The sequence below is a fragment of the Halosolutus gelatinilyticus genome, assembly GCF_023028105.1.
Taxonomy (GTDB): Archaea; Halobacteriota; Halobacteria; order Halobacteriales; family Natrialbaceae; genus Halosolutus; species Halosolutus gelatinilyticus.
Genome location: NZ_CP095491.1, coordinates 1,007,130 through 1,025,075, shown reverse-complemented (window position 1 = coordinate 1,025,075; position 17,946 = coordinate 1,007,130). Strand labels below are relative to the sequence as shown.

At 66.7% G+C, this 17,946-nt stretch carries 21 protein-coding genes, 1 tRNA gene and 1 pseudogene; 15 read left to right on the top strand and 8 right to left on the bottom strand.

The window, feature by feature from the left end:
* Positions 1 to 19: 19 nt before the first annotated feature.
* Positions 20 to 298, bottom strand: coding sequence for a WNWW family protein (locus tag MUH00_RS05245; protein ID WP_247002747.1), 279 nt, complete (start codon positions 296 to 298; stop codon positions 20 to 22).
* Positions 299 to 484: 186 nt separating this feature from the next.
* Here MUH00_RS05245 and MUH00_RS05240 point away from each other — a divergent pair, with 186 nt between their 5' ends.
* From MUH00_RS05240 to MUH00_RS05205, 8 genes are all read left to right on the top strand, one after another.
* Complete coding sequence (locus MUH00_RS05240; protein WP_247002745.1) at positions 485 to 877, top strand: 30S ribosomal protein S6e; 393 nt, start codon at positions 485 to 487, stop codon at positions 875 to 877.
* A gap of 30 nt (positions 878 to 907) precedes the next feature.
* Positions 908 to 1,342: a DUF7112 family protein gene (locus tag MUH00_RS05235; protein ID WP_247002743.1), complete on the top strand. Its 435-nt coding sequence runs from the start codon at positions 908 to 910 to the stop codon at positions 1,340 to 1,342.
* A gap of 96 nt (positions 1,343 to 1,438) precedes the next feature.
* The gene (locus MUH00_RS05230; RefSeq protein ID WP_247002741.1) at positions 1,439 to 1,876 is read left to right on the top strand and encodes a DUF5807 family protein; all 438 of its coding nucleotides are present in this window, start codon (positions 1,439 to 1,441) and stop codon (positions 1,874 to 1,876) included.
* A gap of 114 nt (positions 1,877 to 1,990) precedes the next feature.
* Positions 1,991 to 2,686 (top strand): hypothetical protein, encoded by a 696-nt coding sequence (locus tag MUH00_RS05225; protein ID WP_247002739.1) that lies wholly within the window; start codon positions 1,991 to 1,993, stop codon positions 2,684 to 2,686.
* 155 nt (positions 2,687 to 2,841) lie between these two features.
* Entirely contained in the window at positions 2,842 to 3,156 is a 315-nt protein-coding gene (locus MUH00_RS05220) for a HalOD1 output domain-containing protein (RefSeq protein WP_247002738.1), read from the top strand.
* A gap of 58 nt (positions 3,157 to 3,214) precedes the next feature.
* A tRNA-Arg gene (locus MUH00_RS05215) sits at positions 3,215 to 3,287 on the top strand.
* A 290-nt stretch (positions 3,288 to 3,577) separates the two neighbouring features.
* Positions 3,578 to 4,048: a DUF892 family protein gene (locus MUH00_RS05210; protein ID WP_247002737.1), complete on the top strand. Its 471-nt coding sequence runs from the start codon at positions 3,578 to 3,580 to the stop codon at positions 4,046 to 4,048.
* Positions 4,049 to 4,263: 215 nt separating this feature from the next.
* Positions 4,264 to 4,881, top strand: coding sequence for a GAP family protein (locus MUH00_RS05205; RefSeq protein WP_247002736.1), 618 nt, complete (start codon positions 4,264 to 4,266; stop codon positions 4,879 to 4,881).
* 79 nt (positions 4,882 to 4,960) lie between these two features.
* Here the strand turns inward: MUH00_RS05205 and MUH00_RS05200 are convergent, their stop codons facing one another.
* Positions 4,961 to 6,205 carry a hypothetical protein gene (locus MUH00_RS05200; protein WP_247002735.1) on the bottom strand — a complete coding sequence of 415 codons (1,245 nt, stop codon included), beginning with the start codon at positions 6,203 to 6,205 and terminating at the stop codon, positions 4,961 to 4,963.
* Positions 6,206 to 6,349: 144 nt separating this feature from the next.
* On the opposite strand from MUH00_RS05200, the gene MUH00_RS05195 reads away from it, so the two are divergent.
* Entirely contained in the window at positions 6,350 to 6,739 is a 390-nt protein-coding gene (locus tag MUH00_RS05195) for a DCC1-like thiol-disulfide oxidoreductase family protein (protein WP_247002733.1), read from the top strand.
* 58 nt (positions 6,740 to 6,797) lie between these two features.
* Here the strand turns inward: MUH00_RS05195 and MUH00_RS05190 are convergent, their stop codons facing one another.
* Positions 6,798 to 7,583 (bottom strand): HpcH/HpaI aldolase family protein, encoded by a 786-nt coding sequence (locus MUH00_RS05190; RefSeq protein WP_247002731.1) that lies wholly within the window; start codon positions 7,581 to 7,583, stop codon positions 6,798 to 6,800.
* Between the two features lie 106 nt (positions 7,584 to 7,689).
* Here MUH00_RS05190 and MUH00_RS05185 point away from each other — a divergent pair, with 106 nt between their 5' ends.
* On the top strand, positions 7,690 to 8,178 hold the full coding sequence (locus MUH00_RS05185) for a cupin domain-containing protein (protein WP_247002728.1): 489 nt from the start codon (positions 7,690 to 7,692) through the stop codon (positions 8,176 to 8,178).
* A gap of 118 nt (positions 8,179 to 8,296) precedes the next feature.
* Complete coding sequence (locus tag MUH00_RS05180; protein ID WP_247002727.1) at positions 8,297 to 9,043, top strand: DUF6517 family protein; 747 nt, start codon at positions 8,297 to 8,299, stop codon at positions 9,041 to 9,043.
* Between the two features lie 96 nt (positions 9,044 to 9,139).
* On the opposite strand, the gene MUH00_RS05175 is transcribed toward MUH00_RS05180, so the two are convergent.
* The 3 genes from MUH00_RS05175 to MUH00_RS05165 all read right to left on the bottom strand — a co-directional run bounded on the left by MUH00_RS05175 (position 9,140) and on the right by MUH00_RS05165 (position 11,636).
* A complete protein-coding gene (locus MUH00_RS05175; protein ID WP_247002724.1) occupies positions 9,140 to 9,427 on the bottom strand; it encodes a hypothetical protein in 288 nt (95 codons plus the stop codon).
* Between the two features lie 126 nt (positions 9,428 to 9,553).
* Positions 9,554 to 11,155, bottom strand: coding sequence for a sulfatase (locus MUH00_RS05170; protein ID WP_247002722.1), 1,602 nt, complete (start codon positions 11,153 to 11,155; stop codon positions 9,554 to 9,556).
* 217 nt (positions 11,156 to 11,372) lie between these two features.
* The gene (locus tag MUH00_RS05165) at positions 11,373 to 11,636 is read right to left on the bottom strand and encodes a glutathione S-transferase N-terminal domain-containing protein (protein WP_247002720.1); all 264 of its coding nucleotides are present in this window, start codon (positions 11,634 to 11,636) and stop codon (positions 11,373 to 11,375) included.
* Positions 11,637 to 11,760: 124 nt separating this feature from the next.
* On the opposite strand from MUH00_RS05165, the gene truA reads away from it, so the two are divergent.
* Positions 11,761 to 12,630 (top strand): tRNA pseudouridine(38-40) synthase TruA, encoded by an 870-nt coding sequence (gene truA / locus MUH00_RS05160; protein WP_247002718.1) that lies wholly within the window; start codon positions 11,761 to 11,763, stop codon positions 12,628 to 12,630.
* An 89-nt stretch (positions 12,631 to 12,719) separates the two neighbouring features.
* Positions 12,720 to 12,965 carry a hypothetical protein gene (locus MUH00_RS05155; RefSeq protein ID WP_247002717.1) on the top strand — a complete coding sequence of 82 codons (246 nt, stop codon included), beginning with the start codon at positions 12,720 to 12,722 and terminating at the stop codon, positions 12,963 to 12,965.
* Between the two features lie 18 nt (positions 12,966 to 12,983).
* Here the strand turns inward: MUH00_RS05155 and MUH00_RS05150 are convergent, their stop codons facing one another.
* Positions 12,984 to 15,536 carry a PAS domain S-box protein gene (locus MUH00_RS05150; RefSeq protein ID WP_247002715.1) on the bottom strand — a complete coding sequence of 851 codons (2,553 nt, stop codon included), beginning with the start codon at positions 15,534 to 15,536 and terminating at the stop codon, positions 12,984 to 12,986.
* 165 nt (positions 15,537 to 15,701) lie between these two features.
* On the opposite strand from MUH00_RS05150, the gene MUH00_RS05145 reads away from it, so the two are divergent.
* The gene (locus tag MUH00_RS05145) at positions 15,702 to 16,022 is read left to right on the top strand and encodes a NifU family protein (RefSeq protein WP_247002713.1); all 321 of its coding nucleotides are present in this window, start codon (positions 15,702 to 15,704) and stop codon (positions 16,020 to 16,022) included.
* A 317-nt stretch (positions 16,023 to 16,339) separates the two neighbouring features.
* A complete protein-coding gene (locus MUH00_RS05140; protein WP_247002711.1) occupies positions 16,340 to 17,149 on the top strand; it encodes a DUF7537 family lipoprotein in 810 nt (269 codons plus the stop codon).
* A 110-nt stretch (positions 17,150 to 17,259) separates the two neighbouring features.
* Here the strand turns inward: MUH00_RS05140 and MUH00_RS05135 are convergent.
* Positions 17,260 to 17,412, bottom strand: a pseudogene (locus MUH00_RS05135) (IS5/IS1182 family transposase); the annotation flags it as partial.
* Positions 17,413 to 17,946: the final 534 nt, after the last annotated feature.

Here is a 17,946-nt window from a genome sequence, read left to right as displayed (position 1 = left end):
AGAGGCACCGATCGATTCCTTAGGTCCGGTACCGCCGGATCCCGAACTGCTCGTATCCGCCGTACGCGATGTCGAGCGCCCCGATCCACCAGTTCCACCGATCGGGCGGCGTCCCGTCGGGCGCGTCGGCCAGTTCGTCGAGCACGACCCCGTTCGTGAGTTCGACGCCGACGTCCTCGCGGTACCGCCCCGAGTCGGCGAGATCAGCCGCCTGTCGGGCGACGACGCGGGCGGCCCCCGCCGTGCCGCCGAACTCATCGCGCAGGCGCTCCTCGAGCCGGTCCGGTTCGATCGTCATGCCCGTCGATTCGGCGCGATCCGCCAAAGGTTCGCTGCCAGCCGATCGCGTCTCTCGCGGCGACGGTCGAAACGCCGAAGCTGACCGTCGTCGGGCCGTCGTCGGGCCGTCGTCGGTCGGGTTGACGGGGCTCGCGCCGGGTCTCGTTTCGATGTGTTTTTGAGCGCCGACCGTTTTTGCCCGTGCATGGCAAGTTTCACTGTCGTCGTCGGCGACCCCGAATCCGGGTCGTCCTACCAGCTCGAGGCGGAGGAACAGGACGCGAACCGATTCATCGGCAAGTCGATCGGCGAGGAAGTCGACGGCTCCGCGGTTGGTCTCGACGGCTACACGCTCGAGATCACCGGCGGCTCCGACGACGCGGGCCGCCCGCTCAACCCGGACGTCGACGGCGCGAACCTGCAGGAAGTGCTGATGGAGGGCCGACAGACCGGCTACCGGCCCTCTCGCGACGGCGAACGCCGCCGCATCACGGTTCGCGGCAGCGAAATCTCCGACGCCGTTGCACAGGTCAACGCCTCGATCGTCGACCGCGGCAGCGCCGACGTCGACGAGCTGCTGGGCGGCGACGACGAATAACGCGAGCAGCGACTTCTCTACAGTCTCACCATGGCAGACCGCATTTCGAGCGACCATCCGTCGGTGCGAACGGTCCGAGCGACGCTCTCGAAGACGGCGACGGGCGTCCGTCTCGACGTCCCGAGCGACGACCGCGATGCGTTTCCGGTCGACGACGTCGTCCGGGTCGTCCTCGACGGCGACGAACGGTTCGCGACGACCCAGCGGGCGCTCACGGGCGACGAACTGTCGATCCACGGCGTCTACGACACGCCGGACGTCGCACGCGATCCGAGCGGCGGCGAGAACCGCCTCGCCGAGTGGCTCGCCGATCGGGACGTCCAGACCGGCGGCTCGGTCCTCATCGACGTCGTCGAACCGGAGTTCCTCTACGGCCTCCGTGCCCCAGGGGAGACGGCCTACTACGACGCGTACGAGCCGCCGAGCGATAGCCTCTCTTCGATCGCGAAGAACCTCGACGAGTAACCGACCGGCCAGCCCGTCAGTTTCGACCGACTCGCCGCTGGATCTCCCCGAACCGATGACGCACCACTTTTCCACGTCGAGCGACGAGTTCGTACCATGAGTGATCCACGGGAAGAGTTTCTTGCCGGCCGGCGGCCCGACGACGTCGCGCTGTTTCTCGCGGACTCGTTCGTCTCCGACGATCGTCTCGAGCGGTTCGGCGACCGCGTCGATGGCGGCGTGGTGATGGTCGTCGACGGCGAACGCGGCCGCAGCGCCTTCCAGGCCGCGACCGGCACCGGGGCGATGGAGTTCGCGCAGTCCGCGATGGGACGGGAGAGTCCGATCGCCGACGATCTCACGGACGGGACCTGTCCGGACGACGCGGGCGAGGGCGATCACGACCCGCAATTCGTCTTCGCCTTCGCCGAGGAACGGAACGAGGACGTCGGCGGAATCTACGCCGACGGTGACGTCGTTCACGCGTACGCGAGGTGTGAGTGCGGAACCGCGTACTCCGATCGGTGGAACGCGAACGCAGAGCCGGACGCCTAATTCCGGCCGCCGGTCTCCGAGCGCGCCCCGATCGGCGCCCGCGTTCCGCGCCCGCCAGCCATGGATGCATACTGAGGGATCAGCCTATTGCGATCGAGACCGTACGTTCGAGACGTGAGCTCCCTCGAAACATCACGCGAAACGGAGCGCGGATTCGGTCTCTCGACCCGCGAAGCGCGGGTGATCGGCGGCGCGAGCGCGCTGATGGCGATCAACGTCGCGCTCATGTACGCGATCGTCGCGACGCCGCTGGCGGCCGTCAACGAGTACCTGTTCTCGGTTCCGATCGTCGGCGTCCTCGTCTACGGGGCGGCGATCACGGGCGGAAACATGGTCGCCCAACGCGGCGTCAAGAGCGGCGACATGGGAATCGCCTTCGTCGGGATGGTGATCCTCCAGTTGGCGTTCGGGGTCTTCGGCGCGGGCGTGCTCCGGTTCGCACCACGGGAGGAGCATCTGACGATCCTCGCCGTGACGGCGATCGTCACAGCCCTGCTGACCGCCGTGATCGCGGGCTACGTCTACGCTCGAGCGAAGACCTTCGAGAACTGGGGCCGGTACGCGACGTTCGCGTTCATCGGCGGGATCGTCGCCGTCCTCGCGGGGACGTTCGTGCAGCCGATCCTCCTGGTCGGCTTCGTCCTCATCTTCCTCGGCTTTCTGTTCCAGTTGGGGTACCAGATCTGGCAGGTTCGCGATCGGCGCGGCGCCTCGATCGGCCTGCAGACGATCGGCGTCTACGTCGCCGTCGCCGGGGTGTTCGTCCACGTCCTCCAGCTCGTCATGCGATACGCCCTCTCCAGGGGGTGACGTGCGCTGCCGATCGGCGCTCCTCCGGATCACCGCCCTGATCCATCCGGATTGCCGCCGTACCTCCTCGTATCCGCCGATCCGGGTTTCGTTCCGGCCGAACAGTGGCGAACGATTACGTCACGTTCATTATGTTTAATTCCGTTCACCCGGTCATGCACACACCGGGCGCCTCGACGACGGTCTCCAGGGACGGGGACCGAAACCCCAGCACGATCGTCGTCGAACTCCGCGCTCGCGCCGACGGCGTCGATCCGCTCGCCCTCGATCCGCTGTACGACGCGATCGATCCCGACGCGATCGATGCGCTCTGCGACGGCTGTTCCGGATTCGTCTCGCTCGAGTTTCCGTACTGCGGACGGACGGTAACCATCACGAACGCCGGCGACGAGATCGAAATCGCGGTCGAGGGCGGCGTCTCGGCCGGAGACTCTGCGAACGCTCGGGGGACCGGCACCGAATCGTCGTAGCCGATCGGGCGACGAAAAGGAGAACCGTTATGTCGCCGTTGGCGCTAGGTCCGATCGAGGGCGCGTAGCTCAGTGGACAGAGTCCTTGGTTCCGGACCAAGATGTCGCGGGTTCAAATCCCGTCGCGCCCGCTATTCTGCGACGAACGCCGATGAGGTGCGACTAGCGGATCGCGCAGATTTGAACCACGTGAACGGCTCGTTTCACTCGCCGTTTGCTAATTCAAGTCTCGTCGAACCCGTTCGGTCCGAGTCGTCCTGTCGCGAGCACATACGCGAGCGGCAGCGACGGAACACGGGATTCGAGGTGGAGAACGGCGATCGAGCCGAACGTTCGGATCCGCGGCCCGAACCGGAGACCAAATGGATACGGTCGTGCGAGTAGTTCGCACGAATACGAGGGAGACTGACCGCTGACGGCCGTGACACCCGAAGCAATGTTCGAACGAGAGTTGCGGAAGCTCTACCACGCGGAACTCGAAATTCTCGATCTCCACGGCGATCTCGCGGCCGCGGCCAGCGACGAGGTCGCGGCGCTGTTCACGGGACACGAGGAGGAGACCGTCGAGCAAATCAATCGGATCGAACGGATCGTCGAGGCGCTCGGGACCGAGCCGCGGGCGGAGGGAAGCCCGGTGATGGAGGGAATTCTCGCGGAGAAAAACGCGCTCGTCTCCACCGAGGCCCCGGCGGATCTCCGGGATCTCGACGTGTTGCGAACGGGCATGCTGAACGAACGGTTCGAGATTACGGCCCTCGATCAACTCCTCCTCCTCGGTTCCGACCTCGACCTCGCGAGCCCGATCCTCGCGGAGTTGGAAGCGAATCGGCACGAAGCGAAGGGCGCACTGATGCAGATGGAAGCGATCGTCGAACGACGGCGGACGGTATAACGCTTCCTGGCGAGACCTCCGCGAGCGCCTGAACGTACAGCGCGAGAGGAGGGACGCTCAAACGTTATCCTTCTCGGCGTCCAATTACGCCTACTCGTGCGATATCGATCGCGACATCCGATCCGGCAGCCGACGAACTCGCCGCACCGCGTCCCGCCACGCCACGCCCCGCCGCACGACACCCGCCGATCCGAGAACGCCGGAGCGACGAACTCGTGAGCGTTCTCGAAGTACTTCCGCTCGTGGTCGTGATGGTCGCGGGACCGCAGATTCTCAGCGCGATCTTTCTCGCGACGAGCGACGGGTGGCGGCGCAACTCCGCCGCGTTCGTCGGCGGCGCCGCGCTTTCGATCACGCTCGTCGTCACGGTCGTGTACGAACTCGGCGACGGCGCCGTCGGCGGAGGCGGATCGCACACGACGCTCAGCGCGATCGTCCTCGTCGCGCTCCTGCTGGCGATGGTCCACACGTATCGCACCAGAGCGACGTCGGAGCCGCCGCGGTGGATGGGCTCGCTCCAGCGCGCGACGCCGCGATTCTCGTTTCGACTCGGGTTTTTGCTCATGGGGTTTTTTCCGACCGACATCCTCACGTCGGCGGCCGTCGGCTCCTATCTCGCGGCCCGCGACGCTCGGCTCGTAGACGCCGCTCCGTTCGTTTTGCTGACCCTTCTCGTGCTGGCGCTCCCGTCGCTGACGCTGGCCGTCGCCGGCGATCGAGCGGAGCGCGCCCTCCCGCGGATTCGCGACTGGATGAACGAGAACTCGTGGCTGGTCAGCGAACTCGTGATCCTCTTTTTCATCGGGATGACGCTCAACAACCTCCTCGGGTGAGCGCCGCCCCGGCGGCGGGACGATCGGAATCGCGGCGTTCTTCCTCGCGTGAGTCGACCCCGGTCGACGACCGAATCGGTCACACCGGGTTGCGAAGCGCCCACACGTCTTCCGTCGGATCGAGTCGGTGGGGTTCCGCGCCGCGATCGGTCACGATGCCGGTGTGATACAGGACGGCTTTCAGCTGAAAGACGGTCGGCGAGTGGTAGACCGCGCCGTCCTCGAGCGCCGCCGATCGCAACTCGCCGTCCTCGGTGAGCACCCGGCGCCGAACCGCCTCGTCGCCCCGGACGAACAGTTCGACCGCGAACGAGGGGTGTAGCTGGTGCAGGTACTCGATCAGGTCGACGAGCGACGGTTCCGGGACGCCGTCGTCGTGCAGGGTCTGCAGCTCCCGGACGAGCAACGCCGTGGCCTCGTACTCGAAGACGACTCGGCGGGCGAGGTTACCCCACGCGGGTGCGAGATCGACGAAGCGTTTCCGCGATCGGTACCACTCCTCGAACTCCGCCAGCGCGGCCTCGGCGGAGCCACGGCGGGCGATCGCGAACCGGATCACTTCCTCGCCGAGCGACGTGAGTTCGACCCCGCGCGGACCGTCCGCGATCAGGCCGAGGAACCGCGCGCCGCGTTTCGCGTCCTCGACCGCGTTGACGACCTTGTACTCCGACAGCAGGGTCGCCGCGTCGCCCTCGGCGTAGTGAGCCAGCGGGTACCCCAGGTAGTTTTTCGGATGGTTCAATCCGAACGAGGCGTCCGCGACCCCCTGGGCGCTGGCCTGAAACCGCAGCGCCGTCGCCTCCGTCGTCGTTCGGTTGCCGACGACCCGCGGCGCTTCGAGGACCGTCACCTCGCCCGACGGGTCGACCCCGAGGACGCCGACGTTCAACTCCCGGGCGAGCGTCCGATCGGTCGTCGTGACCGCGGTCGCCGGCGCGGCGACGTAGGCTGCGTTCGCCTCGTGAAGTCGATCGTACGCCTGGACGATCCCGAGTTGCGTATCGACCCCGTCGGCGGTCTCGCCTTTCGCTTCGATGGCGATCAGCGGCGGCTCCTCGCCCAGCCGATCGACGGCCAGCAGATCGGACTCGAGGGTGCCCACGCCCACGAGGTCGGGGTACCCGCCGCCGATCCGGACGTGGTTGAACGGCGCCAGCAACTCTCGGACGTCGGGGTCGATCGGCCGACCCGGCAGCCACTCGTCCTGCGAGAACTGGGTGTCGGCGACGGCGTACGACGCCCCCTCGAGACCGTCGGGGAAGAGCCGCCGTTTCGCGTGGGCCAGCACCTGCGGTTCCGAGAGCGACCGGGCCGCGCTGCTCATACGCTTCGATTCGGGAGGGGTCCCAAGAACGTTCCGGCAGTTTTCGATCGCGATCGTCGCCGGACGGTGCACCGACGCGGTCGCGGTCGGAGCGCCGATATCCGCGGAGCAAGACGGTAGTACCTCCGGCCCGACGGTTCGAGTATGATCGAGCCGACGCTCGTTTACGACGACGACTGCGGCTTTTGCACCTGGTGGGCCGAGTACGCCGACGATCGAACGGGCCTCCGCGTCGTCGGATTCAGCGACCTCACGCCCGAACTGCGCGAGCGGCTGCCCGAGTACTACGAGGAGTGTTCGCACCTCGTGACCGATCGGCGGGTGTACTCCTGCGGGGCGTCGATCGAGGAGGCGCTCAGGCGGGCCGACGACGTCGGTCCCGTGCGGGACGCGATCGGCTTCCTGCGGAACTTCGAGGACTACGAGCGACTACGCGAGAGCGCTTACCGGGTGGTCGCTGACAACCGCGACCTGTTCGGGAAGGTCCTCTCGCGGACGCCGCCGGCGAGACGGCCGCCCAGCGACGGCGAGTGACGCGACGAGAGTCCGACAGTATCCGACGCGGCGAGGAGGTCGATCGGTCGTCGCCGTATCAGCCCTCGTACTCGTTGAGCCACGATCGCACCGCGCCGCCCAGCGCGCCGGTCGTGCTTCCGAGATTCAGGATCTGGTACCCCGCGGCGGCCTTCTCGTTGACGTCGTCCATTCCGAAGCCGAGGCCGCCGAGGGGAACGCCGGCGTCGATCGCCCGCGTTCGGATCTCCTCGACCGCGTCCTGCACCTCGTCGTGGGTCGGCTCGCCGGGGTGGCCGAGCGAGACGGCGAGGTCGAGCGGGCCCGCGAACACGAACCCGAGATCGGGCACGGCCAGAATGTCGTCGAGGTTGTCGACGGCCGCGGGGTTCTCGATCGTGACGCCGACGACGATCTCCTCGTCCTCGGTGTCGGCGTAGTTCTCGGTCGTTCCCCACCGGCTCGCCCTGGGGTTGGCGAAGCCGCGTTTGCCGGGCTCGCCGTCGTAGCGGAACCGGGCGGCTTCGACGGCTCGCCGGGCGTCGTCCGCGCGCTCGATCCGCGAAACGAAGAGGTTCCGCACGCCGGCGTCCAGCGCCTTCCGGACCATCCCGGGGTCGGGTTCGGGCAGCCGAACGAGCAGTTCGGTTCCCGAAACGTCGGTCGCCCGAAGGAGGTTCTCCATCCGATCGCCGTCCCACGGACTCGGGCCGGCGTGTTCGAGGTCGATCCAGACGAAATCGAGACCGAGGTCGCCGTAGAACTCGACGAGCGTCGGGCTGTACGTACTCTCGAGGACGCCGAGCGCGACCTCGTCGTCGTCGAGCGTCTCTCGAAGGACGTTCGTTCGCGGCGAAGAAGCCATGGTCGACGGACCAGGCTGACGTCAATAAAGCTTCGCGGGACTCGCGGGTCGGGCGGTCGTCGCGCTCGACCCCGAATTTCTTGCCGCGGTGATGCGAACGACGGGTATGGAACGCGTCTCGATCGACGAGATCGACCCGGACCCGTACGAGGAGGCCTGGCAGTCCGATCGCCGGCCCCTGACCGACCCGCTGGGCGCGGAGCACGTGGCGCTCACCCGCTACGTCCTGGCGCCCGGCGAGCGGTTCAGCGGGTCGGTTCACGCCCACGCGGATCAGGAGGAGGTGTTCGTCGTCCTCGAGGGGACCGCGGCGTTCGAGACGAGAGACGGCGAGGTGACGGTCGGGCCGGACGAGGCCGTCCGGTTCGCGCCGGGCGACTTTCAGTCCGGACGGAACGCGGGTGACGAGCCCCTGGTGGCGCTCGCGATCGGCGCGCCCCGCGACACCGACGACATCCGGATCGATCGGATTCCCGTCCTGGACGATCGCGACGTCTCGTGTCCCGACTGCGGGCACGACGACATGCGGATGGCGACGGCGGACGACACCGGCCTCGTCTGCCCCGAGTGCGGGACCGGACTCGACATCGAATGAACCGACTTCCCGGTCCTGTCAGTCGATTCTGACGATCTCGACCGATCGGATTTCTCGCCCAGCTGAACGTCGCGGAACCCAACAAACTCATGGGGGAGCGACCGAAAGAATCGGCAAGATGAACCGCAGAACTGTGCTGGCCGGCGTGGGAAGTATCGGACTCGCGAGCCTCGCGGGCTGTCTCGGCCTCGCCGGGCTCGATAAACACGAATCCGACCCTGCAGGCGTCGACGCGGCCGTTCGCGACGACACCGGCTACGAGCAGACCAAGATCGACGACCTCGTCATCGACGAGAAGTTCGAACTCGGTCCGTACTCGGAGACGGTGTCGGTGACGAACTACCTCACCGAGCACGAGAAGCGCGTCGACATGGGGCCACTCGGCAGCCAGCGCGGCGCCCTCTTCATGGTGTTGACGACGCCGCAGGTGTCGATCGCCGGGCGAGAGCTCAACCCCGTCGGCGACATGTCCACGACCGAACTCGTCGACCTCGTTCAGAGCAACTACGACGCGATCGGCGACATCGCTCACGACGGCAACGACGAGATCGCGGTCCTCGACCAGGAGACGACGATCTCGCGGTTCACCGCGGACGCGCAGTTCAACGGCCAGGACGTCGAGGTCTACCTGCACGTGACCGAAGCCGTCGAGACCGCGGAGGATCTGCTGGTCACGATCGGCGTCTACCCGTCCCTGGTCCGATCGCAGGAAGAGGACAACGTCTTAGAACTCGTCTCGAACGTGACCGAGACGGTCGACGAATCCGCCAGCACCGGCGGTGCGGAGGGCAGCGGCGAGGGCAACGGCGGGAACGAAAGCGACAGCGGGAACGAAAGCGACGGCGGTATTCTGGACGCCGTCTGATGCGTCTGCGGCGCCGATGGAAGGCGGCGCGTCGCTTCTCCGCACGCTCGGTCGACTCGCGCTCCGATTTCGGTCGAGTCCTTCGAACGCCCGACTTCACCAGCGGCGACGCGTCGTTCCGATCGACACCGTGAGGACGCCGTTGTTGTAGTACGCCGCTCGGTCGTCGGTAAAGCGATGCCGGGGCGTCGGCGGCGTCCCGGTCACCTCGATGGGCAATTCACCGGCGATTGTCACGCGAACGCGCGTCGAGCCGACGGCGACCGCGACGTCGTCGACGTCGGCGGGTGCCGCATCGACGACGACCTGCAGGCGCTCCGCGATCCGATCGAAGACGACTCGCGTCGGGACCGATCGATCGGTGGCGGACGTGACGGGGGACACGGACGCGGATTCCCGACGACGGCGGAAACGCTCTCGGCTGCATACGTACAAGCTTGATACCCGGCCGCACGACCGGTCCGCGGTTCGCGTTGTGCGGTCCTCGCTCGCGGCGGTGAACTCGATCCGCTAGAGGTAGCCCAGATCGGCCAACCGTTCTTTGGTGCCCTCCCGCATCTCCACGTCCGCGTCGGCGGCGGTCGCGACGTCTTCGAACGGCTCGAACCGTGATTCGAGCCGATTCCGAAGCTCCCGGATCGCTTCGGGCGTCTCGCTCGTGATGTCGTTCCGTTCAGCCGGGTCGGTCGGCACGTGGTGCAGTCGTTCGAACCCGTCGTCGCCGCGGACGTACTTGTACTCCGTCGTGCGGACGGTCCGGAGTCGCCGATCGAACGCGCGAACGCGATCCGGAATATCGCCGAAGCGAGCTTCGAGACGGTCGATCGAGGGTTGCGGAGCGACGTACTCGGCGAAGACGGCGTCCCGCGGTTTGGCGTCCGAATCCGGGTGGACGGACCGACCCGAACCCTGCGCGAGCAGTTCGGGGTCGTCGACGCCGACCGTCTCCAGCACCGTCGCCGGAATGTCGAGCAACTGGACGAGGTCGCGGCGCCGCCCGCCGTCGGTGAACGGTCCGCCGCGGATGGTCAGCGGGACGTTGAGCAGGGTGTCGTAGAGGTTGTACTGGTGACCGAAGAACCCGTGTTCGCCGATGTGCTCGCCGTGGTCGCCGCAGACGACGACGAGGGTGTCGTCCCACTCGCCGGCCGCCTCGAGTGCCGTTCGGAGCCGGGCGAGTTGGTCGTCGACGTAGGCGAGTTCGGCCCGGTAGAGGCCCCGGAGCAGCGAAAATTCGCGATCGCTCAGATCGTAGTCTTCGCAGTCGTACGCCCGCGGGTCCTGGCGGATCGCCGTCGCCTCCTCGTAGGACGCTCCGGCCGGCAGGAACCGTTCGGCGTACTCCTTCGGCGGATCGTACTGGACGTGCGGCTCGATGAAGTTACAGAACAGGAAGAACGGCCGCTCGTCGTCCCGCTTCGCGAGCCAGCGCTCGATCCAGTCGACCGATCGGGCGGCGCCGTCGTCGCCGGTCGGTTGAAAGACCTCGCTGTAGAGGATGTTGGTCGCGTTGACCAGCGGGTTCCCGTCGAAGAGGCGGTTTCGCGCCGCCTGGAGTTTCTCCCGGAGATCCTCGCCCCGCACGACCGCACCCATGTCCGCGTCGGACTGGATGTACTGCCAGCCCTTGCGGAGATCCTCGAAGCCGCGGTCGAAGCCGAACTCCTCGGTGATCCAGGTGTTGTTCGAGACGCCGATCGTCTGGTAGCCCGCGTCGGCGAACGCTTCGGGGAGCGTCCGCAGGTCCTCGTCGAGGAAGGTGTGGCCGCCGTGGGTGCCGTGCTCGGACGGGTACAGGCCGGTGAACAGCGACGCGTGGGAGGGCAGCGTCCACGGCGCGGCCGCGAACGCGTTCTCGAACGCCGTTCCCTCGGCGGCGAGGCGCGACAGCGCGGGGGTCGTTTGCGGTCCGTCGCACTCGCGTCCGCTCGACAGTCGCGGTCGCGCGGTCCCGTCGCCCGTTCGATACTCGGAGTCGCCGTCCGCGTTCTTCGCTTCGATCGATCGGCCGAACGAATCGACGCTTTTCGATCGGGCCGTATCGAGGATCACGAGCACGACGTTCCGCACAGTCGTGTGTGACTCCGAATCACGCTCGTTGGAGTCGCCCATGGGTGATAATCCGCGCCTCGTGCGGAAGGCCACCCGCCCGGAGTATGCAGGTGAGTCATCAGAAAACCAACGGGGGCCGCCGGCGTCGACGGAGCCGGTGCCGAAGAGCGAGGCCGACACCGTCGACGCTCGCGCCGATCTCGCCGATCGCGAACTGCGTGTGCGAGGCCGATCGCGGAGCGAGCAGCCGCACCCGCCCGATCCGACGCCGTCGCGATCAGCCGTAGTGGGTCTCGAGGTAGTCGATGATCTCCTCGCTCTCGTAGCGCGTCGTCTCCCGATCGGTGTCGACGAGGAAGGGGATCGCGTCCTCGCCGCCGATGTCCCGCATCGCCCGGTAGGTCTGTTCGTTGAGCACGTCCCCGCCCTCGTCGCCCGGCAGGCGCGGGTTGTGGATCACGTACGAGACGCCGAGTTCGGTGAGTTTCTCGCGGACCTCGGTGCTGTGCGGGCAGCTCTCGGCCTGGTAGAGTTCGAGCATCGTCGGGGGCTTGATCGCCGCGGGCGGTAAGCGTTGAGCGCGCACAGGGAGGCCGGAACTCGCCGGCGGCCGCCGCAACCGTCGGTCGACGGGTCTAACACGCGGGCGCCCCTCGGTCGAACCGATGCCACCGCGAGCGTTCCGGATCGCCTACGACGGCACCGGCTATCGTGGTTTTCAGCGCCAGCCCGACGCGTCGACCGTCGAGGGCGCGATTTTCGACGCGCTCCGATCGCTCGACGTCTACGAGCCCGGCGCCGGCGACGGCCCCGATCGTCCCGCCGGCTACGCCGCCGCCGGTCGCACCGACGCGGGGGTCTCCGCGCTCGCCCAGACGATCGGCCTCGAGGCCCCCGAGTGGCTCACGCCGCGGGCGCTCAACGCCGAACTCCCCGCGGACGTCCGGGCCTGGGCGACCGCCGCCGCGCCCGCGTCGTTTCACGCTACCCACGACGCAACCCGACGGGAGTACGCGTACCACCTGTACGCACCCCCCGCCGATCGCGACGGAACTCGCGGCGGTTCCGTCGACCCCGACGCGCGGATCGACGACGATCGGTTCCGCGCCGCCTGCGACGCGCTCTCCGGCCCCCACGACTTCCACAACCTCACGCCGGACGATCGCAACACCGAGCGCGAGCCGACGATCGAGGCGACCCGCGATGGCGACTATCTCGTCGTCACGGTCGCGGCGGGCGGGTTCGCCCGCGAACTCGTGCGTCGACTCGTCTCGCTCGCCACCGCCGTCGGCGCCGGCGACGAACCCGTCGAGAAGATCGATCGCGCCCTCGCGCCAGACCCGCTGCCCGGTCACGAGGGGATCGCACCCGCGCCGCCGAACCCGCTCGTCCTGACCGACGTCGCCTATCCGCTCCTCGAGTTCGCGGTCGACGAGCGGGCGGCCGAGAGCGCGCGAACCGTCTTCGATCGCCGGCGGATCGACCGACGAACGGGCGCGCGGGTGACCGGGCAGCTCGCGGACGGGATCGACTGAGTCGTCGATCGGCACTGCGGCGAGCCGGCGCCGGCACGGACCGGCGACACTCGAGTACACTTTTCACGGACGGCGACGGACGCCGGTGCATGGAACTCTCGCCGGAAGAGTACGGCGTTTACTGGCGCGGCTCGATCCGCATCGCCGCGGGCGCTCTCATCGTCTTCCTGGGGTATCGGTTCGTCGTCGCGGCGCTGCTCTCGTACGGAAACGTCGGCGCGATCGCGATCGGGCTCTTCCTGCTCGCCGCGCTCGTCCTCTCGGGGACGTTCGTCGCGACGCTCGGCCTCGTACGCGTCGTCCGGACCGCGATCGACGCCGAGATGCGCGGGTGAGTCGGGACGATCGGACCCTCACGCGTTCGCGGCGGGGAGCGTGAACGCGAACGTCGTCCCCTCATCGGGCTCGGATTCGACTCCGATCTCGCCGCCGTGGCGCTCGACGATCCGCTGACAGAGCGCGAGGCCGATCCCGGTGCCGGGGTGGTCCTCGTGGCTGTGGAGCCGCTGGAAGACCTCGAAGATGCGATCGGTATCGTCCGGATCGATCCCGATCCCCTCGTCGCGGACGGAGACGAGCCAGCGGCCGCCGTCGCGCTCGGCGGAGACGGCGACCCGCGGCGGGTCGTCGCCGCTGTACGCGATCGCGTTCTCCACGAGGTTCTGGAAGAGCTGGCGTAACTGGTTGCTGTCGCCCGCCACGCGCGGCAGTTCGTCGACCGCGATCTCGGCGTCGTTCTCGTCGATCCGCACCTGTAAATCCGTCAGCACCGCGTCCAGCACGGCCCCCAGATCGACCGGTTCGAACGACGTCCCCGTCCTCTCGATCCGCGAGTATTTCAGCAATCCGTCGATCATCTCGCGCATTCGCTCCGCGCCGTCGATGGCGAACGCGAGGAACTCCTCGCCGTCTTCGTCGAGCGCGCCGCCGTACCGATCGTCGATCAACCCCAAGTAGCTCGTGACCATCCGCAGCGGCTCCTGCAGGTCGTGGGAGGCGATGTACGCGAACTGCTCCAGCCGTTCGTTCGATTCCTCGAGGCGCCGACGATACTCCGTGCGCTCGGTGATGTCCCGCACCATCAGCATTCCCGCGTAGATCTCGTCGTCGGCGTCTCGAACCGGAAGCGCGTGCGCCAACAGCTGCCGATCGCGATACGCCACCTCGAACGAGTGCGATTCGCCATCGAAGACCGCCCGGAGGTGGGGTTTGACCTCCTCGACGAGGTCGTCGGGATAGCGCTCGTCGATGCTGCTATCGACCATCTCCTCGGGCGAAACCCCGAGGTCGCTCAGCATCTCGCCGCCGACGACGGTGTAGGTAAGCTCCTCGTCGTAGAGTCCGACCGCCCCGTTCGGGAAGTTCTCGACGAGCGTCCGGTACCGGCGCTCGCTCTCCTCGAGCGCCCGCTCCCGTTCCTTTCGGTCGGTGATGTCGCGGGCGACGCCGATGCGTTCGTGCCCGTCATCCGGCAACATCGCGAAGGTCGCCTCCGCCGGCACGCGGTCGCCGTCGGCCGTCCGTACCGTCGCTTCCAGGATCGGCTCGTCCCCGCGCCCCTCCGACAGCTCGCCTTCGACCGCTTTCGCCCGCTCGAACGTTTCGTCGTCGACGACCAGCGAGGCGTGCGAGTCGAGCAGCTCCTCCCGGGAGTAGCCGGTCAACTCGGCATAGGCGTCGTTGACCATCGTGAACCGGCCGTCCTCGTCGACGGTGTAGATCCCGTCGTTGACGGTTTCGACGATCGTTTCGTACTTCGTTAGCTCTCGCTCGCGCTCCTTCCGCCCGGAGATATCGCGAACGACGCCGGTCCGACCGACCGAGCCGTCCTCGAGTTCGTAGGGGCCGAACCGACCTTCGACGGGGATCGCGTCGCCGCTTGCGAGTTCGAGGTCGAACTCGATCGCGCCGTACGCCCGTTCGCCCGTGATTACGCCCTCGTTCAGTTCCTCGGCCAGCTCGTCGACGGTTTCGTCGTGAATTAGCGTCACGTGCTCGTCGAGCAGCTCATCGCGGTCGTAGCCGGTCATCTCGCAGAGCGCCTTGTTGACCACCACGAACCGACCGTCGGCGTCGAGGGTGGCGACGCCGTCCCAGATCGTCTCGATCGTTTTCTCGTACCGCTCTAACTCCCGCTCGCGCTTCTTCCGCTCGGTGACGTCGCGGAAGTAGACCGAGACGCCGGTTTCGGAGGGGTAAAGATTCGCTTCGACCCAGAAGTCGAGCGTGTCGTAATAGAGTTCGTAACTGGTCCGCCGTTGCTCGTCCAGCGCCCGCTCGAAACTCCCTCGAACGTCGTCGATCGCGGCGGCGGCCGGAAAGACCTCCCACAGGCTCCGGCCGAGCAACTCCTCTTCCGAGTGGTGCAGGAGTTCTTCGGCCCGCGCGTTGACGTGCGTGAAGCGGAACTCGTCGTCGACCGCGTAGAACGCGTCGGAGATCCGCCCGAAGACCCGATCCAGTTCGTTCTCGAGGCGGCGCTCCCGTCGTTTCCGCTCGGTGACATCCCGCACGATCCCGGTCGATCCCCGAAATTCGCCGTCGGAGACGATGAGACTGATCCGTAGCTCGCAGGTCAGGAACTCGCCGTCGGCGGTTTCGACGGCGGTCTCGAACGCGGCGCCGTCCGTCTCGCCGGTCGCGAGCCGCCGGCCGAACTCGCGTTCGATCCGATCGACGTCCGCCTCGGCGAGCACGAGCGAAACGTGCTCGCCGAGGAGCTCCTCGCGGCTGTAGCCGGCGATCTCGACGATCGTGTCGTTGACGCCGACGAAGTGGCCCGTCGAATCGAGCTGATAGATGCCGTCGTCGACCGCGTCGACGAGCGTCCGATAGCGGTCGAGCGCCTCGCTGTCGTCTCCCTCACCCCAGAACGGAACGTCGGCGGACCGTGCTCGATCGCTCATAAATCCTAGTTGCTACCGACCCGGATAAAGGCTCGCAACCCGCCTCTCGACGGTCGTGCGGGCGCTGAGTCGGGTCGACCGGCGGTGCTCTCGCGCCGCTCCGATCGGCGCCCCGGCGGATCGATCGTGGACAGAGCTATTCGTCTCCGGTGCCTGTGGACGCGTATGAGCGACACCCGTTCGGTACCGACGGTCGACGAGATCAGCGACTCCGTCTCGCTGTTCCTGCGCCGGAACTTCCCGCAGATCGAAGCGCACGGCGGCGACTTCGCCATCACCGACGTCGATCCCGACGAGCGCAGCGTCTCGATCACCTTGAGCGGCGCCTGCGACGGCTGCGGGATCAGCCCGATGACGACCCAGGCGATCCAGCGGCGCCTCCCGAGCGAGGTCGACGGGATCGATCGCGTCGACGTCTCGCTCGGCTTCGACGGCATGGCCGGCGAGGGGACGCCCCGCGGCGCGCCGGACGACGTTCCGTTCTAACGATTACCGGCGACGCGGCGGCTCGGTATTGGTCGTGACCCGGGCCGATCGCTCCGGGACGCGTATTCGGCGCCAGCCGCGCGCTCTCCCGGAGCGGTGTCGAGAACAGCGTCCGAGATACAGCAGCTAGGCCTCGTTGAACCCCTCAATCGGCGACGGGTTCCACAAGCCGCGATGAATACAGAGCGCGTATCTTACAACCGGTTCGGAACTGATTCTCCCGAGAGTCACGACGCCGGATCAGGGTGGCATCGCCCTCTGTCCGAGAGGTGGAATTACCCGTCAGCGTTAACTGTGAGGCAATTGAACAGTATCCTATGCGTGCGTCTCCGCTCTCAGCGATCGCCGTCGTCGCCCTCCTAGTCTTCGCGGGATGTGCTGGGCTTCCAGGCACGGGCGGGGACCCGTCGCCCGACGCGTCCCCCGACGAGTTCCCGAACGCGTCGGCCATCGACCAGTCGGTGTTCGATAGACACGCGACCGCGATGGCGAACACGAGTTTCACGCTCTCAACCGAGAAAACCCGGAAGGACCGCGTTTTCCACTCTTCGGAGAAGAACTTCAGGCACATGAACGACACGGGCCGGTTTCTCGCCGAGCCCAGCAATTCACAGTACCTCGTACACACCACCGGCTACTTTTCGGGGAACGGCACCATCTATTCGGACGGAAGCACGGAGTACATGCTGTCGCGGGAGAACAACTGGTCGGAGGTGAGGACACTCTCCCCCGTGTCGGCGTTCAACGAATCGAGCGACCGGTATCTCTGGCGTGGACTGTTCAGCAACGACAGCATGCACCAGCTCGATCACGCTGCGATTGACGCCACCTACGAGCGCGAAGGCGTCGAAACGTTCCAGGGCGTTCCGGTGATGCGTTACGAGGCCACTGGCGTCGACGCGCTGGCCGACTCGTGGGCGGGAGGCGAGAACGCGAGTTCGCGGTACGAGGAGTTCTCCGCGACGCTCCTGCTCGACGAAGACGGCGTCATCCGCCACTACGAGTACGAATTCGTCTGGGCCGAATCCGCGACCCGGAGGATTACGCAGTCGTACACCCTGTCCGACGTGGGGAGCACCGACGTCGAGAAACCGGACTGGGCGGCGAACGCGACGGCGGAGTCGTAACTACTCGGCTCGAGACCGATCGGGTCGCCCGGTCGATCAATCCATCCGCTGTATTCAGCGGGGACATTCTTCTCGGACGTACGACCAATTCCCTCCGTGTGTGAAATGGTGAGCGCTTGCTCCAAGTTATGGACGACACACTTGATGACGAGTTCGCGGAATCGCTTCCACCAACGGCGTGACCGTACGAACGCACCGAACTTCCGTTTGATCGTTGCGTTGACTGTCTCGTTCATGGTTCGCCGATGGTAGAGATCGCTGTCCGGGGATCGGCACTGAATCAGCCGCTCAGTCGCCCTCCGTACCGACCACGCTAGCTGCTAGAGACAGCGCGAATGCTGCCACGATGAGTCCGAATAGCAGGCCGATGAGAACGTAAATTGGGCCCATCAGCACCCACATAATAGTAATCACCAATCCGAGTAGATGCGATAAGAGGAACACCACCAATTGCGTACCATTCATCTATCGTGTCGAAGTGCTGAGCTAAGGTATATAAAATTTGGTTTCACGCGCCGCTGAACGATCGCCCCACTCGATCGGCCAGCGACTCCTGTTCCGCTCGCGCGTTGTATTCAACCAGGTATGCCAGCGCGCAGTACAACCGATCGCCAGTCCGTATCCGCGTCTTCGGTTCCGATCGGTTCGCGGGCTGTCGATCGGATCGAAACTGGACCGTTTCTCGACGGGATCGGTGGCGATCGCTACTCTGGCTCGGAAAGTGATATTACCTCCGTCAGTCCGGTTGCGCACCGACACGTTCAGCAGGAACTTCCGTTCGCGATCTCAGTTGTGGT